The following is a 16627-nucleotide window of genomic DNA, read 5'->3' as shown; positions in this document are numbered from 1 at the left end:
ATAGGTTCGAAGGCAATGGTTGTTTGATATGAATAATAAAAACAGAAATAAAACCTTTCTTGGGTTCTCAAAAAACAGCTATGTATGGCTCGAAACACTGATCTTCGCCATCATCTCTATCTACATTTGGGTTGAGTCTGGCTCCTTAGCCCCAAATTCAACGGAAAATAACTTTTTCTGGCCCCTTTTGGGCCCTTTACTCATCGCCCTTCGTTATGGCTTTACCAAAGGCTTTGTCTGTGCACTGGTAACAACCGCGGGCCTTGCTTCTATCATGAATGCGTCGGGTATGCTGAGCTACTATCCTCTGTCCATAGCTGTAGGCACAATAATGGTGGCTATGATAGCCGGTGAATTTCACGATTATTGGCACAATATTAACCAAAAACACATCCTTGACCATCAATACATGACACAGAAGCTTGATAGCTTTACCCAAAACTATCACCTGCTGAAAGTATCACATGACCAACTCGAGCAACGTAGCGCCGGTCAAACCGTTAGCCTGCGAGCCAGTATCAGCGAGTTGCATAAAATTGCCGCCAAACATCCTGAACACCGATTGAAGTACCTTGGGCAACCCTACCTCAACTTGATGGCTGATATTGGCGGGATTGAGGTTGCAGGGATCTATAAAGTCACCAATGGTAAGATCAATCAGAACGCTGTGGCTAGCGTTGGGGACTCTCATCGTTTAGAGCGCTCAGATCCTATGCTGAACGATATGCTTAAAAACCAAAAGCTACTTTCACCGGCAAAACTAGACGCAAATCAAGCCCACCAATCACGTTACCAATTGTGCATTCCACTTGTCGATACGCGAGGAGTACTGCAGGCGGCTATCATTGCCGAGAACGCCAAGTTTTTTATGCTCACACCAGCTAACGTTGCACTGCTTTCGTTAGTTGGCAACTATGCCGCAGATTTGTTGAGTGATGAAATCATCACCTCAATATTACGCCCACACCAAAGTGATTTATTTATCGCTTACCTCAAGCGCGCCAGTTACAACAAACGCTATTACGGTGCCGATAGTTCAGTGGTTGTTTGTATCGATAGTGATGGCAGACACCATCACGTGCTTGATAATACGATCAGTTACCGCCGGGGAGCTGATGTTTACTGGTCATGCAAGACGGCACAAGGCAATGCCGCGCTGGCAGTATTACTACCACTTACAACAGCCTATGATGCCCAGCAATATATTGTCAGGCTCCAAGAACTGTTAAAAGATCAACTTGGCGAGGGAGCCAAAGACATAGATATCCTTGGTCCATTTTCTATGTCGACTAACAGGACTGAGATAAGAAAGCTAATGGATGAGCTTGGAGCATACGATGAAGACATGGCTACTTCTTCAGACCATAGCATTTGAGAGCTCTGGTATTTACATCATAACAACCCAGAATATGACGCTAAGTATGTGGCTTGCGTTCGCCAGTGTCCACGCTATGTCATGCTTGAGCTTTTCAGCTCTCTGCTGGCTAATACTACCGAAAAAATACAAAACACCGGTAATCAGCTCGTTTTCATTTCTTTTTATCTTCAACTACCTATTACCGGTTGTTGGCATGATCGGTACAAGCTGCTCTCTATTGATTGCGCTTTACTTGCCAAGAGAAAAGTCCAATATTACGTGGCAGGAATGTGAAAAGAGTGAGCTACCACAGAACCCCGGAGACGTGATTAACACCCAGTTTGGTATAGGCGCATTAAGAGAAATTTTACTCCACAACCAAGATCCAGATCGTCGGTTACTGGCCGTTAGTGCGATCCGAAACTTACCGCGCCAGCAAGCTGTCCCGCTATTGCAACTCGCATTGAAAGACTTGACCGACGATGTGCGCTTGCTTGCCTACGCCAGCCTAGAAAACATCGAAACACAAATCAATGAAACCATCTCGTTGTCTAAAAAACAGTTTGAATATCAGCCTTCTGCTGCAAAAGCATCTGACATTGCACAGCAATATTGGGAGTTATGCTATCTCGGTATTGCCGAAGGCATTTTACGTAACCACTACCTAGAACAAGCTGAGAATTATCTCAACCAATCCAACAGTATCAAACCATCGGCTTCAGCTAACCTCCTTCTCGGCCGGGTGCTACTCGAGCGACAACGCCCTGCCGAAGCGGTTCCGGTACTAAAAGCAGCAATGGACGAAGGTATATTATTCAAGCAAGTCGCACCTTACCTGGCGGAAGCATCTTATATCACGGGTGACTTCCAAACCGCCCGAGAGTATATAGCTTACTTCCCCGAGCAGAAAGGTAACAAATTGAGTCAGATAAAGGAGTATTGGGGATGAGATGGTTTAACAGCCGAAAACCTTACTTCAACAGCAACGAAGACGTGGACATATGTCTACTTCTAGAAGGGACTTACCCGTATGTCCGAGGTGGCGTCTCTAGTTGGGTCCACCAAATTATCAGCGGCTTACCGGAGTATCGATTCCATTTAATTTTTCTCGGCGGTCACCCTGATTTTTATGATGAGCCAGCCTATGAGTTTCCTGAGAACGTTGTAGGGTTTGAAGTTCATTACCTTTTATTAGATAAGAGGCAACTTAAGCCTTCAGCGCGATCCGGTAAGAAGCACTTATTCAGTGTATGGAATCACTTTCTCTCGTACTTCGAAAGTAAAGGCGAACCCATTCCCAGTCAATTACTCTCGGAAGTATCTGAATTTCTTGATACTGATAACAAACTCACTCTTATCGATTTTCTTTACAGTCGAGCGTCATGGGAAGTACTGACTGAAAGATATATAGAGTCATCGCCAAGGCAGTCATTTGTCGATTTTTTTTGGACATATCGCAATATTTACCAGCCCCTATTTGTCTTATCCCGCATATCGCAAAACCTCCCAAAAGCGAAGCTATTTCATAGCGTCTCAACAGGCTACGCCGGTTTCTTAGGAGCCTTGAGCCGGGAAAAAACCCAAACCCCATTTATTTTGACCGAGCACGGTATTTATACCAAAGAACGGAAAATTGACCTTTCCCAAGCAACCTGGATTAAGGACCACCACAGCCAAATTGACATTTCAATACATAAGGGCATGCATTCAACCCGCAAAACGTGGATTCAATTTTTCGAACAATTGGGACTTTCTGCTTATCATCAAGCCGATCATATTGTTGCTTTGTTTGAAGGGAACAGGCAGCGACAGCACACCGACGGAGCGCCAAAAGATAAAACCCGCGTGATTGTCAATGGCATCAATACGAAGCGCTTCGAAGATGCCTATCATCGCCGACCAGACACCCCTCCTATGGTGGTCGGCCTCGTCGGCCGTGTGGTACCCATCAAAGACATCAAGACTTTTATTCGAACCATGCGCGGAGCCATCGAGACCCTACCCAAACTGGAAGGTTGGATTATTGGCCCAATGGAAGAAGACAAAGAATATGTACGAGAGTGTGAACTGCTTATCGAAAGTTTAGACTTGAAAGGCCGCGTTAAAATGCTAGGCAATAAAAATGTGGCTGAAATCATGCCGGCACTCGGTGTAATGATGCTGACCTCTATCAGTGAGGCTCAACCTCTGGTATTGCTCGAAGCCATGGCTGCCGGGATCCCATGTATTGCAACAGAAGTTGGGGCCTGCCGTGAGATCATCGATGGTGCCGAAGGTGAGGATGCCGCTATCGGCTCTGCCGGCGAAATTATTCCCATTGCCAGCCCGACCGAAGGTGCTCATGCTATCATCAATGTGCTCGGCGATAGAAGAAAATGGCTACAAGCCGGTGACAACGGTCGAATAAGAGTTAAACGCTATTACGACGAGCCCATCATGTACGGTGCTTATCGTAGCTTATACAAGGAGGCAATCAGTGGCCGGCATCGGATTTGAATTAAGGAAAATCCTCAAGAAAAACTCATTACTATCCATGCTTGAAGCGTATGGCTTGGCAGGGCTTATTGGCTCTGGGCCTTGGGTTTTATCTATTTTGGCTTTGCTGACCATTGGTATAATGAGCATTGGAGTGGTATTCCCCAGCTATGTCATTGCTCAGTTTCTGGTACTTGTTACCTATCTGATGGCTGGCTCTTTGATTATCAGTGGATTATTCCAATTATTACTGACTCGTTTTATCTCTGATTTATTGTTCGCTGAACACGATCATCACATAGTACCGAACCTATTAGGCTCGATGCTGGTGACCAGTATCATTGGAGCCATTATCAGCGGTGCGGTTCTTGCCATCAGTAACACGATCAGCCCGGCAGAAAAAATAGCGATCTTTACGGCCTTTATTTTGCTGTGTAACCAATGGCTAATCATCATATTTCTCAGCGGGATGAAAGAGTACTACCGGATCTTTTTCACCATGATGTTTAGCTATGGTCTAATGGTGATCTTAACCATATTCTTGCCACCATTTGGCCTACTTGGTCTGCTGATGATCTTTGGCTTTTGCCAAGCCATCCTGACTTTTGCATTCCTATATCATATCATTCGCGACTTTCCGGCCAATAAGCTGATATCTTTCGACTTTTTAAATCACAAAAAGACCTTCTTCTCGCTCATTTTATGTGGTTTTCTCTACAACCTCGGTGTCTGGTTAGATAAATTTGTCTTCTGGTTCCGTGATGAAACCTCACATCAGGTTATCGACGTTTTCAGAGCATCCTATATCTATGACCTTCCTATATTCATTGCTTACTTGGCTATTGTGCCAGGAATGGCGGTTTTCATGCTGCGAATGGAAACGGATTTTGCCGATACTTGTCTTAAGTTCTATAACGCCGTTCGTGAAGGAGCGACATTAGATTCAATCCACCACCTTAAAGACAAGATGGTACTGGCGTGCCAGCAAAGCATCTATGAAATCTTCAAAGTGCAGGGGCTAACCCTGGCATTATTGATCCTTTGGGCAGAAGATATATTAAATTTTTTGAATATTGACCTGTCCTACTTGCACCTTCTCTATGTCGACTTGGTTGGAGTCAGTCTGCAAGTCTTAGTCATGTCTATCCTCAATGTGATGTATTATTTGGATAAACGCTATTCTGCACTCTTTCTGACATTATTAATGGCAGTGGGAAACTTTGTATTAGCACATGTCAGTATCAACCTTGGCCCTGTATTCTATGGTTATGGTTTCGCCGTAACCATGCTGGTCACAACTATCATTGGACTTATTATGCTTGATAGCCAGTTCGACGATCTTGAATACCAAACATTCATGTTACAGCGCTAACAGTAAAAACGACTGATAACCTTCCCCTGCTAGCAAGAAGGCTTATCAGTTAGTCTTGTTCAGTCTGTTTATTGATCTTCTTTTTTCTTACCTGCCGCCATGGCATCGGTTAATTTTTCAACCAGATTAATAGGCATAGGAAAGACAATAGTGGCTGTTCTATCGTTAGCTATTTCAGTTAATGTCTGCATATAACGCAACTGAACCGCATTAGGTGACCGATTGAGCACTTCTGCCGCTTCCCGTAATTTAGCCGATGCTTCAAGCTCACCCGTCGCATGAATCACTTTAGCCCGGCGTGAACGTTCTGCCTCTGCTTGGCGAGCAAGAGCGCGAACCATACTCTCATCAAGATCGACATGTTTGATCTCAACATTAGCTATTTTTATCCCCCAGTTGTCAGTATGCTGATCCAAGATCACTTGTAGATCTTTATTCAACTCTTCACGGGCTGACAACAACTCATCGAGTTCATGCTGACCAAGCACTGAACGTAGCGTTGTTTGAGAAAGCTGACTTGTAGCTTCGAGGTAGTTTTCCACATTATTGATCGCCATTTTCGGCTCAACAACCCGGAAGTACACAACCGCATTGACTTTAACTGATACGTTATCGCGGGTAATTAAGTCTTGTGTAGGAACATCCAATACAATCGTTCGCAAATCGACCCGAACCATTTGCTGAATAACCGGAATGATGATGATTAGGCCAGGTCCTTTCACTTGGTAAAAGCGCCCAAGTAGAAAGACAACGGCACGTTCATACTCTCGGAGCACTTTAAACATGCTAACTATGAGTACGAACACCAATACAATTATCGTTGCTAATGAGTATGTGATCATATTATTGGTCCTTATAAAAAGGTTATATACCCAAGCACCTTGAAATCACTTGGGTATACCAGCACATTGGATTCATTTCGCCTGTTGGTTTACTTCCAGACAAAGGCCATGTATTTGCACTACGGTTACCCTATCACCTTTCACCAATGCAGCGTCGCAATTTGCCTGCCAAATTTCTCCATCCACCAGCACGCGGCCACTACCAGGGAAACCGCTCACTACAATAGCCTCTTGACCCAGTAAGACTTCAACACCGGTAGTGACAGGCTTACGCCTTGTTTTGAGCAGCAAGGTCAGAATGACAAAGGTAAACAATGCCGATACCACTGTCAGGCCAACAATCAATGGAATGGCAATTTGGTATCCCGGTGTTTCTGTATCCATCAACATGACTGAGCCAAGCGCAAAGGCGACTATCCCTCCAAGCCCAAGAATGCCAAAACTGGGGCTGAAAGCTTCTGCAACCATAAGCGCTATCCCCAACAGCAGCAAAGCCAGACCGGCATAGCTCACCGGCAGCATCTGCAAAGAATACATCGCCAGTAATAAGCAAATTCCACCTAATACCCCGGGAAGCCCAACCCCGGGATTATAGAACTCAAGCAACAAGCCATAGATCCCAATGAGCATCAATATGTATGCAACATTGGGGTTGGTGATAACCGATAGCAACTTAAACCGCCAATCCTGCTCTCGCTCAATATACGCGACATTCGCCAATTCAATTTTGGCTTCAAGCCCATTAACGATCACCGTACGTCCATTCGACTGAGTGATCAGGCTATCTAAATCTGACGCTAGAAAATCAATAACATTAAGCTCTAGTGCTTTCTCAGCATCAATACTGGCGGCTTCTGTAACGGCGGTTTCTGCCCACTCTTCATTTCGGCCATGCAGCTTTGCCAAGCCCCGGATGTATGCTCGTGCATCATTGATTACTTTTTTTTCCATCGCGGTTTTGGCAGTAACTTTCTCACTATCAGCACCATCGCTTTCCTTGCCAGCATCTTTTTCACTGTCAGAATCTGTTTCTTTGTCTTTGTCTTGTCTTGGAGCAAATGGATTACCACCCGAATCATCAGGATCTTTTCCTCCAGGTGCGGTAAGTGACACAGGTGTAGCAGCGCCAAGGTTCGTACCCGGTGCCATCGCAGCGACATGGCTAGCAAGGAGGATATATGTCCCTGCACTTGCTGCTCGAGCACCAGCGGGGCCGACCCACGTCGCAACAGGTAATGGTGAGGTTGTAATCGCACGGATAATCTCACGCATAGAGGTATCAAGACCTCCGGGGGTGTCCACTTTCAATACAATGAAGCTGGCTTGCTCTTTGTGCGCTTGTTCGATTTCTCGTGATATATAATCACTGGTTGCAGGCCCGATACCGCCGGAAATTTCAATCACCCATACATTTTGCGCCAACGCCGGCTGACTAAAAAACCAAATGCTGAGTGCCGCTAGAATAGCCAACACTTTCATACATGCTCCTCGCCAAGCTAACTAAAAACACGGTTCACCGTTCTTTTCAGCCCAGCACTAGTGCCATCAAGGTAATAACCAATTTGCTAATAAGCATAGCTCATTGACTTCATTAACTATGCAACTTCTCTGCTGGGCTCTCAAAAATGGCAAGGATTGTTGACAGGATTCACTCTTGTCATTGAACACAATGAGAAGGTTTTGATTACAGGGTTGTGAAAATTCCATGATGTTTATACTTAACTCATGACTCGCTTGTAACCCTAAGCTGGAGTATGGCCACCCTATGAGAACAATACACCGCATTTTATTATTCACATGCCTGTATTTCCCTTACCTGTTTGCAGCCTCCAAGGTGGCCTACGCCTCTAACGATGACCATGTAAAAGTAGGCAGTTACCATTGTCCCCCCTTTGTCATCGAAAGCGAAACAGATGTGCCATCTGGGTTGAGCATCTACTTATGGGAGCAAATTGCCGTCGAGCTCGGCGTAAAGTATAAAATAAGCCATCATGAGCTGGGAGAGCTTTTGGATCAAGTCAGTACCAAAGCGCTCAATATCGGTGTTTCATGTATTTCAATCACTCCAGAGCGTGAAGAGATTCTCGATTTTTCTCATTCATTTTATGAGACTCACCTCGCTATAGCGGTGAAGCAACAAGGATACTTATCATCGATTAAAAATATTTTTACGAATAAAAAACTATGGTTCGTGCTTAGCTTTGCCTTTATAACTGCAGGATTTGTGGGAGGTATCTATTACTTATTGGAACACCGTGTCAATGATAAACTATATTCAATGCGCTCCAAAAAATCACAACTGGTTGAAGGGTTTATTCTTGGTTTACTGTTTATCACTAAAGGGCCGTTCAATTACTATGAATTTAAAACGCTGACAGGGCGCGTACTAACCGTTTTATTGGCGATATTTACCACCTTCTTCATTGCTAGCATTACTGCAATTTTAGCCAGTACCTTTACCCTTGGTTTATTAAACAGTGATATCAAAGGACCCAACGATTTAGCGAAACTCCGAGTCGGTGCCAAAGCGGAGTCAACCTCGTCCTTATTTTTGACCAGCCACAGTATTGTCCATCAGAGTTTTGAATCAACCAATGATTTATTAGAAGCACTGAACAATGAACAGGTGGAAGCCATCGTTGCAGATGATGCAGTATTAAAATATTTGATTAAAAAAGCCAAAGAGTTGGGAAATTATGAATCACTGTCAGTTCTGCCATATCAGTTTGAAAAGCAGAACTACGGTTTAGTGTTAGAAAATAACAGCCCTCACCGAGAAAAGCTCAACCGGGCGCTACTCAAAATTCGCCAAAGTCCGGGCTGGCGACAAACCCTCAATAAATACTTTGCCGATAAATGAAATATGACAATAAAAAAATGGCGCTCATATGAGCGCCCAAGCCAAGACAACTATAAACCTATTATTTTTTCAACAATCAGATTACACTCTATGGCCAAGTACCATAATTAATCTGGTGCTTTATGTCCACTTCAGCAATCGCCCGAGTTTAGAGGGGTGATATGACCAGCAATGATCAAAAATAGTCATTAGTTCGGGATTTCCATATTTCGATAAGCTGACAGCATGAAAACGATTTCGGCTTTCTTTTAGCTTTGTAATTCGTTTCATCATTTCTTCTGGCTGAGACGGTGCGATAAAATCGGACAATACGATCAAATCGGCATTCTTATATTTCCCCCCCAGCATTAGCTCTATCGACTGATCAAGCACTGGCCCTAAATCAGTCCCGCCGTGGAATGAATAAGAGAGAAAATTAAGCACCTCACTCAATCCATCTTGCTTAGTCAACTCATAGGTTATCTGTTGCGTTGAGAACATAATAACGTAACAGTCCCTATCCTCAGCTAAAGCAATTTGCATCAAGCCGTACGCCAATGCTTTAGCACATTGCTCAGGAAATCCATTCATTGATCCTGATGCATCAATGCAGACTATGAATGGACCTTTGTCTTGCTCAACCTGCTTGGTTTGACGCTTATACGCCTTCACCCGGCGTAGTTTTCGCTGTGCACCTTGCATCTTGTAGTTTAACAGCCGCTTATCGACTAAATGTTTATAAAATACAACCTCCAACTCTGGATAGGCCAAGAACATCGCTTCATTCGGAAGCAATTTAGACAAGTCGTCACTTTCATGGATGCCGACAATGTCATCCGTAACGCTATCACTTTGTTCTTCGACCATTTTCAAATCTTCAGAGCGCACCCGCTCTTTATTGGGATCATCCACTTCATTGGCCATCCGACCCAGCTTTTCAGCGATCTCTTTCAAGCCGCTATTCTTTTTCAGAAAATGTGCCATCTCTTTTAGGGTGCTGACATCACTTTTGGTCAACTTAGCTTTAGCCATGTCCCATAAACGGCCGGCTTTCTTCTCATCACCGGCTTCTGTCACCGACTCCATATGCTGCATGGTTTCAATACGCTGGTACAAATCTGCCAACAGTTTTTCTTTATGCTGCTCAAGTTCAATTTGCTGGGCTTCTGTCAGCGCAAGCGTTAGGTACTTATGCCACTGACTACAAAAATAGCTCTGGAACATCGGGTTGTGCTTTTGATGTTCCCGCTCTATCAACGTTTTCGCTTTAAAATAGAAAGCCGAGTAGCCTTCTAGTTGTTTAACTACGTTATCAACGTGATCAAAGAAATAACCAGCCTCCCATTGGCATACCTGCTGATAAAGCTCTATCTCTTGATGAAAGCGCTCTTCAACACTGACATTGGTCATCCGTTTTTGCACATGACCTCGCCACTTCATGATCTGCTTCTTCATCGCAGATTTAATGCCTGGGTTAGCTTCCGCAGCAACAATTAACTGCTGATGCATCATCAGTTCATGCACTGCATTATCGATGATGCCGGATTCAGATAGCATCATCGCCAGATTTATACCTTCAGAAACCGGCATAACCTACACTCCCGCTAAGCAAAGTATTCAGTCAAGCGACTAATACGGAATACACTTTTATCAACCATTACTTTCAGGTCATGCACCGAATCCGTTGCTTGCGATAAACTCTGCTCAATTCGCTCAGGTAATTGAGGGTCGATAAAGTTATGTGGTAGAGCGCCGTGGAAGCTACTGCGAGAAATCTTAAGGTTATGCTCCGCATCCAACACTTTTAAGGACGCTTTTTCTGCCATAGCAACCCAGTGCTCTTGTTGCACCTGAGAAATCCCATTGTCACCAGCAATACCCACCAACACCGATCGATTAGCAATATCTTTAATAACCAGTTGAAGCTGGGCATTCACCTCGAACTGCAGTCGGCACAGATGTGTATTCTTATTTACAAAGCCATAAATATCACATTGACCGGTCTTGATTTTTTTCTCGAAATCATCACCGTCAATATAAACCCACCGGCTGTCACCTTTCTCTTGTTCGGAAACAGAGGGGTTATGTTGCAACATCACCAATTTGATCATTCGTGGATTATGATTTACGGTATACCGTTTTGCACCACTGAGATCGCATTTGAACCATTCTTTACGCATCATGCTTTCACGGCTCAAATTCACGGCCAGTTCAGTGGCCACATCGGCATTAACGTCATCAATAATCGATTGTGCATCAGCAGCATTGATTTGAGCTGATTCCTGGTTAAATGCCTTCTCAATGGCAAAGTCGCTAACAATTTCCCTGATTACATTTCGAGACTCTGGGCTATGCCACATACAATCTTGCAGTAACAGTAAATCAAGAGGATTAATAGCATCTCGTCCGTTGTAGAAGGCACTGGCTTTCAATAACCGAACAGATTTCTTCCAGCGCCGATCAGAGATGTACAGTTCGCTTTCATGCTCATCAACCGTTTCAACGCCTTCTGCACGCTGCTCAATCATGGTTTTGAGCTGATACACCTTCTCGAAAATATCTTCAGAGAGCTTGATGTCTTCAATATGCAGCTGCCAATCATCGTACTCTTCATCAGTGATTGCCAGGCCGGGTTCTAGCTCCTGTATGGTCGGGCCTTCCCCCATCAACATCGCTTTAAAATTTTGCTTTTCCTGAATACGATTAACAAACACCCTCACCAGCATCCTGTCATACAGAGCCTCTAAGCCACTGTCTTCTTCGGGTAATTCGTTAGACGCTGTTATCAACAGACGCATAGGCACAGGCAGAACATCTTGGCCATTCTTGAAGGTTCGCTCATTTACTACTGTCAATAAGGTATTAAGAATCGCCGGTCCGGCCTTCCAAATTTCATCAAGGAACACCACTTGGGCGGTTGGCAGATAACCATCAACTAACCGTACATACTTGCCGTTATCTTTAAGTTCCTGAATAGAAAGTGGGCCAAAGACTTCTTCTGGCGTCGAAAAACGGGTCATTAGATAGTCGAAAAACTGGCTGTTATCGAAAGCCTGAATCAATCGCTTTGCAATCAAGCTTTTTGCAATACCGGGAGGCCCCAATAGAAACACACTCTCACCAGCAAGCGCGGCGAGAAGACATAACTTAATCGTTTCTTCTCTTTCATATACGCCATTTGATAACGCTTTGATTAGTTTCTGAATCCTTTCAGAAACAAGCGCTTTATTAGGCTGCGCTCTTCTTGCCATTGTCAGCATATTTCCGACCTCTTAAGTTGCCATATCCCTGTACTTTCGTACTTATACTGAGGATAGACACAAACCACCAAATGTTACAATATTGTAAATTGAAATATTTCGTTACACTCTTTATATATCAAAGAGTTTGGCTGGCTACCAGAGGTCAATCTTTGTTTCCAGAAATGAGATCGAGTTAACACAAACAATATGTAGTGACGAACAAAAAACTAATAAACCGCATAGAAACTCAAATATTATGTATCTGGATTGATTTCTTAATAGACAAGAAACAAAAAGGTTGTCTCAACATGGTCTTTAATTTGTTTCTAACACTGAATATACGTACGCTAAGTGCCAGAACCGATGACGCCATTCGATACTCCTGACAAAAGGGTCAAATACAACTCATTGGCATCACCTATAATAATGAAAGATCCGACTGCAATTTAAGTTTTTCCCCTATTCAATAAAACCCTTTGTGAGTGTTGAACGACTCTGCAAAGATAATGAAAATGGCCTTCACGCGATTATAAATACTCATTATGAGCCCACTGTCTCAATTACCTACACGAATGACCATTGTGGTTTGTATTGGTGTACTGCTATCTGCGCTCGTCCCTTCAAGCGGCAAACTCGATATTATCGTTTCTGTGCTAACGTTGGTTCTCATCATCATGTTGCTACGTGAAGATATGGATCAGAAAATTCGTGGGTGGATGAAATTAGCATTGGGTACTTATGCACTTGGCGTAACGGCCGATTTACTTGATGAAATACCCGAGCTAAACGATCATTGGTTAATTGACTCAAGTGACGACATCTTTATGCATATCGGCGTTTTTCTGATTTGCTTCTGCTTTGTAAAAATGCTCGATATTCACCGTACATTAATATCAGAACTTCACCGACAAGTTGAAGTGTCACAAACACTAGAAGTAAGTCTCAGCCAGTTAGCCCTTGAAGATGATCTTACCGGCCTTAATAATCGCCGTGCGTTATTTCGCCGCTTTGATGAGATGGCGATCAATACCAAGCGCGGTATATTGGCCTACATAGATCTTGATAACTTCAAGCAAGTAAATGACACCTTCAGCCATCAATGCGGTGATAAGCTGCTGACGACTATTGCTGAATACCTAACCAAAACCGTGCCAACTGGCAGCCATATTTACCGTATCGGTGGGGATGAATTTGTTGTATTGCTGCCATCAGATAACCCTGATATTTGCCAAGCCTGGATCGATGAGTTATATGATGTTTCCTCTCCCACCCGAAAAGCCTACAAGATAGATATCAGTATTGGCTTGTCCCCATATTATCCCGGTAACCTGAGTGATCCTGACTCAATTCTGGCCAAAGCCGACAAGGCAATGTATCAAGAAAAGCTAAACAAGCGACCAGTATACGCATAGGGGTTGTTCACTTCCCTTCTCTTACCCTGTACTTTTTCACATTAGTGTCATAAAGCCGTAATAAGATTGGCGCCAACCTTTTCTGGTGTACTTTGGAGAATAAAATGCTTACCAGAACAACTCTTTGCGCCCTTATTGCTAGCCTGACTTTTTCAGTTCAAGCGAAAGAAAGGGTCACGGTCACCGGCTCAACGTCTGCAAGCCATATCGTTGAGATTTTGGCTGAAACCTATTCGAGTAACCACGGAGAAACACAGATTGAAGTACAGGGCATTGGCTCTTCGGCTGGGATCAGTGCCGTAAAACAAAATGTCGCTGACTTAGGAATGAGTTCCCGCTATCTGAAGCCCGACGAGATCACCCCAGATATCTCGACAGTGACCATCGCCCATGACGGTATTGCACTGGTAGTACATAAAGAAAACCCTGTCGATAACCTCACTAAAGATCAGGTCGAAAAAATCTACCACGGTGAGATAAGCAACTGGAAAGAAGTCGGCGGGTCGGACCTGGAAATTGCGGTTGTTAGCCGTGAAAACGCGTCAGGTTCACGTTTTTCTTTTGAAGAGTTTATGGGGCTAACCCAGAAGATTAAAGGCCAAACCGTTTCGGATATCAACCCTCAAGTGCTGATCGTCAATACCAATGGTACGGTTAAGAGTTTAGTTTCACGTAACAGACACGCACTGGGCTATGTCTCGCTGGGCTCTGTCGACGATTCTATCAAAGCTCTCGACTTTGAAGGTGTGTCACCGTCTCTCGACAACCTTGAGTCAGGCAAATACAAAATCTCCCGTCCTTTCTTGATGCTATATAAAGAAAAACAGATAAACGACGATGCACAGAAGTTTGTTGATTATGTACTGTCAATATCGGGCCAAAGCCTAATTGAACAACGTGGATACGTATCTGTCATCGACTAGCATAAGCTAATCGGATTGGTATAGATGTTAGCGTAAAAGGCACAGTACATGCGTACTGTGCCTGTATAACCAAGGCGGATTTTAGTGATATGTATTATAAAACAACGGGGTATTTGTTGGTTGCCCCCCATTCAGTCCACGACCCATCATATACAGTGATCCTCTCTCGCCCAGACAACTCTGCTGCTAGCGCTAAAATACAAGCCGTAACGCCAGAGCCACAGCTAAAAATTAACCGTTGATCGATATCACTGACTGCATCAAACCGCTTCTTCAATTGTTCTGGTGGTAAAAAGTGTCCATCCTTAAGTAGCTGGCCAAAAGGCAGGCTCTTAGCGCTAGGCATATGACCACTTCTAACCCCTTTCCTCGGCTCGGGCTGGGTGCCATAAAACCTCGCGGCCGCCCTCGCATCTAAAACCTGGATATCTGGCGAATTGAGCTTTTCAAGCAAACCGTCACCATCGATCACCCAATGAGGTTGGTATTCCGCTCTAAACTCTCCAGAGGAGAACGTTGTAGGTGAACCACTTTCAATAGGCTGAGACGCTACTTCCCAAGCCGGAAGTCCCCCGTCGAGAACAGCGACTTGAGAATGTCCCATGACTCGGAACATCCACCAAACACGAGGTGCAGAAAATATACCTTGGCTATCATAAACGACAATCTTACTTTGACTTGAGATACCTAATAGCTCAACCTCTCTCGCGAAGTGCTCAGGCTCTGGCAGCATATGTGGAAACGACGCTGCAGGATGTGCAATTCGTTTATCGAAATCAAAAAAGCGCGCATTCGGTATGCGCTTTTCTTGCCATTCCTTTTGCGCATCCCTACCAGAATCAGGCAAAAACCAAGTTGCATCAAGCACGACCAGTTCAGGTTCCGAAAGATGTTCGGCTAGCCAAGAAGCCGATACTAATGGCGATGTGATTTTGAGCGTTGACATTCCTTTTCCTTATAAAGCCGGATATTCACAAAGATTTACGCTTATTAATTAAAAACACTAGCGATAAATCTCTTCCTTTCGATATGATGAACGCATTAATGGATGAACATGTTTGTGTACACAGTTTGATTTAGTCTCGGTTTAATCATAACAACTAAAAATATGCCTAGCGCATTCACTGTAGACTTTCATCCTCCTTGTTGTACCAAAGGATTACCAATGAAACAATTTCCACCCGTACTTTTGGCTTGTCTTTCTGCGTTCGCTCCCAGTACCTTCGCATACAATTCAGGCAGCTTTTCGTTTTCCATGGACAATGACGGCATTGTCGGTACCGACCAGAATTACACCAATGGTATTTTTCTTGAGTACAATTCACCCTTCTCATCAAATTTAGCAGAAACCGCACCAACGCCTATCCGCCAGTTTAGTCAATACCTACCCCTTAAAGAAGGAACGAAACAAGGTTGGAGTTTAACACTCGGGCAACAGATGTGGACCCCTGAGGATATTGAGTCTATTGAACCACCGGAAAATGAACGTCCCTATGCCGGCCTACTCTTTTTAGAATCTAGTGCCTATCAATACACACCGACCTTCGTCGATAAGTTCAGCCTGATGCTCGGAGTCATTGGCCCCAATTCGTTCGCTGAACAAGGTCAAAAATTCATTCATGAGATCGTTGGCTCCGATGAGCCGATGGGTTGGGATTACCAGATTAAAAATACACTCGTCTTCAATCTCGGGTATCAAGGCCACCGATTGCTTACCCGCAACCAAGCTTACTTAATGGATGACTACGATTTAAGTGGTGTTGGTAGAATAAATGTTGGTAATTACCAGAGTGAAGTTGCTGTAGGTGGTGTTGCTCGCTGGGGTAATGATTTGGCTAGCAACTTTGGTACAACAGGGTTCTCACCAGGCAATTTCGTTGATATTGGCGTGCTATCTTCAAGTCGTTCTGGGTATTTCCTATTTACCGGCATCGAAGGGCGTTATCGCCTCAACGATATTACCATTGACGGTGACCGACCAAGTGAAGTACCCGATACTAACGTTGAACATTGGCAAGCAACAGCCGTTTTTGGCGGCGTATACTATCAGCCCAAATGGGGAGTTAGCCTGAGCTTTGCAACCAATACACCAGAGTTTAAAGAAAATAAGCACCGCTCAAATTCAAATGGCTCATTAGAGTTGTTCTGGCGACTATAAGATAACC

The 16627-nt window shown here is 44.1% G+C and carries 13 protein-coding genes; 8 read left to right on the top strand and 5 right to left on the bottom strand.

The window, feature by feature from the left end; all coding sequences use genetic code 11:
• Positions 1-28 precede the first annotated feature (28 nt).
• From C9I99_RS03720 to pelG, 4 genes are read left to right on the top strand one after another with little or no spacing between them, the layout of a single operon-like run.
• Positions 29-1375: a PelD GGDEF domain-containing protein gene (locus tag C9I99_RS03720; RefSeq protein ID WP_107347477.1), complete on the top strand. Its 1347-nt coding sequence runs from the start codon at positions 29-31 to the stop codon at positions 1373-1375.
• Entirely contained in the window at positions 1338-2306 is a 969-nt protein-coding gene (locus C9I99_RS03715; protein ID WP_107347476.1) for a tetratricopeptide repeat protein, read from the top strand. Before C9I99_RS03720 ends, C9I99_RS03715 begins: the two co-directional genes overlap by 38 nt.
• Entirely contained in the window at positions 2303-3853 is a 1551-nt protein-coding gene (gene pelF / locus C9I99_RS03710) for a GT4 family glycosyltransferase PelF (protein ID WP_107347475.1), read from the top strand. The genes C9I99_RS03715 and pelF overlap by 4 nt, the downstream gene beginning before the upstream one ends.
• Positions 3834-5204, top strand: a complete 1371-nt coding sequence (gene pelG, locus C9I99_RS03705) for an exopolysaccharide Pel transporter PelG (RefSeq protein WP_107347474.1) — start codon at positions 3834-3836, stop codon at positions 5202-5204. Before pelF ends, pelG begins: the two co-directional genes overlap by 20 nt.
• 68 nt (positions 5205-5272) lie before the next feature.
• On the opposite strand, the gene C9I99_RS03700 is transcribed toward pelG, so the two are convergent.
• Positions 5273-6046, bottom strand: a complete 774-nt coding sequence (locus C9I99_RS03700) for a slipin family protein (protein ID WP_107347473.1) — start codon at positions 6044-6046, stop codon at positions 5273-5275.
• 72 nt (positions 6047-6118) lie between these two features.
• On the bottom strand, positions 6119-7525 hold the full coding sequence (locus tag C9I99_RS03695; protein ID WP_107347472.1) for an NfeD family protein: 1407 nt from the start codon (positions 7523-7525) through the stop codon (positions 6119-6121).
• 286 nt (positions 7526-7811) lie between these two features.
• On the opposite strand from C9I99_RS03695, the gene C9I99_RS03690 reads away from it, so the two are divergent.
• Positions 7812-8906: a transporter substrate-binding domain-containing protein gene (locus C9I99_RS03690; protein ID WP_107347471.1), complete on the top strand. Its 1095-nt coding sequence runs from the start codon at positions 7812-7814 to the stop codon at positions 8904-8906.
• 120 nt (positions 8907-9026) lie between these two features.
• On the opposite strand, the gene viaA is transcribed toward C9I99_RS03690, so the two are convergent.
• Positions 9027-10475, bottom strand: coding sequence for an ATPase RavA stimulator ViaA (viaA, locus tag C9I99_RS03685; protein WP_107347470.1), 1449 nt, complete (start codon positions 10473-10475; stop codon positions 9027-9029).
• Positions 10476-10489: 14 nt separating this feature from the next.
• Positions 10490-12145, bottom strand: a complete 1656-nt coding sequence (locus C9I99_RS03680; protein ID WP_107347469.1) for an ATPase RavA domain-containing protein — start codon at positions 12143-12145, stop codon at positions 10490-10492.
• Between the two features lie 524 nt (positions 12146-12669).
• On the opposite strand from C9I99_RS03680, the gene C9I99_RS03675 reads away from it, so the two are divergent.
• Positions 12670-13539: a GGDEF domain-containing protein gene (locus tag C9I99_RS03675; RefSeq protein WP_107347468.1), complete on the top strand. Its 870-nt coding sequence runs from the start codon at positions 12670-12672 to the stop codon at positions 13537-13539.
• Positions 13540-13643: 104 nt separating this feature from the next.
• Positions 13644-14462: a phosphate ABC transporter substrate-binding protein gene (locus tag C9I99_RS03670; RefSeq protein ID WP_107347467.1), complete on the top strand. Its 819-nt coding sequence runs from the start codon at positions 13644-13646 to the stop codon at positions 14460-14462.
• A 94-nt stretch (positions 14463-14556) separates the two neighbouring features.
• Here C9I99_RS03670 and C9I99_RS03665 read toward each other — a convergent pair whose 3' ends face one another.
• Positions 14557-15408 carry a sulfurtransferase gene (locus C9I99_RS03665; RefSeq protein ID WP_107347466.1) on the bottom strand — a complete coding sequence of 284 codons (852 nt, stop codon included), beginning with the start codon at positions 15406-15408 and terminating at the stop codon, positions 14557-14559.
• A 219-nt stretch (positions 15409-15627) separates the two neighbouring features.
• Between C9I99_RS03665 and C9I99_RS03660 the strand changes: the two genes are divergently transcribed.
• Positions 15628-16620, top strand: a complete 993-nt coding sequence (locus tag C9I99_RS03660; RefSeq protein ID WP_107347465.1) for a lipid A deacylase LpxR family protein — start codon at positions 15628-15630, stop codon at positions 16618-16620.
• The last annotated feature ends 7 nt before the right edge of the window (positions 16621-16627 follow it).

The sequence above is a fragment of the Photobacterium lutimaris genome (assembly GCF_003025555.1).
Classification (GTDB): Bacteria; Pseudomonadota; Gammaproteobacteria; order Enterobacterales; family Vibrionaceae; genus Photobacterium; species Photobacterium lutimaris.
This window is presented reverse-complemented; position numbering and strand designations above follow the sequence as displayed.

Excerpts from the sequence above, each read along its gene's own strand:
- C9I99_RS03720 (WP_107347477.1), top strand. The coding sequence starts at position 29 with ATGAATAATAAAAACAGAAATAAAACCTTTCTTGGGTTCTCAAAAAAC.
- C9I99_RS03715 (WP_107347476.1), top strand. The coding sequence starts at position 1,338 with ATGAAGACATGGCTACTTCTTCAGACCATAGCATTTGAGAGCTCTGGT.
- pelF (WP_107347475.1), top strand. The coding sequence starts at position 2,303 with ATGAGATGGTTTAACAGCCGAAAACCTTACTTCAACAGCAACGAAGAC.
- C9I99_RS03700 (WP_107347473.1), bottom strand. The coding sequence starts at position 6,046 with ATGATCACATACTCATTAGCAACGATAATTGTATTGGTGTTCGTACTC.
- C9I99_RS03695 (WP_107347472.1), bottom strand. The coding sequence starts at position 7,525 with ATGAAAGTGTTGGCTATTCTAGCGGCACTCAGCATTTGGTTTTTTAGT.
- C9I99_RS03690 (WP_107347471.1), top strand. The coding sequence starts at position 7,812 with ATGAGAACAATACACCGCATTTTATTATTCACATGCCTGTATTTCCCT.
- viaA (WP_107347470.1), bottom strand. The coding sequence starts at position 10,475 with ATGCCGGTTTCTGAAGGTATAAATCTGGCGATGATGCTATCTGAATCC.
- C9I99_RS03680 (WP_107347469.1), bottom strand. The coding sequence starts at position 12,145 with ATGCTGACAATGGCAAGAAGAGCGCAGCCTAATAAAGCGCTTGTTTCT.
- C9I99_RS03675 (WP_107347468.1), top strand. The coding sequence starts at position 12,670 with ATGAGCCCACTGTCTCAATTACCTACACGAATGACCATTGTGGTTTGT.
- C9I99_RS03670 (WP_107347467.1), top strand. The coding sequence starts at position 13,644 with ATGCTTACCAGAACAACTCTTTGCGCCCTTATTGCTAGCCTGACTTTT.
- C9I99_RS03665 (WP_107347466.1), bottom strand. The coding sequence starts at position 15,408 with ATGTCAACGCTCAAAATCACATCGCCATTAGTATCGGCTTCTTGGCTA.
- C9I99_RS03660 (WP_107347465.1), top strand. The coding sequence starts at position 15,628 with ATGAAACAATTTCCACCCGTACTTTTGGCTTGTCTTTCTGCGTTCGCT.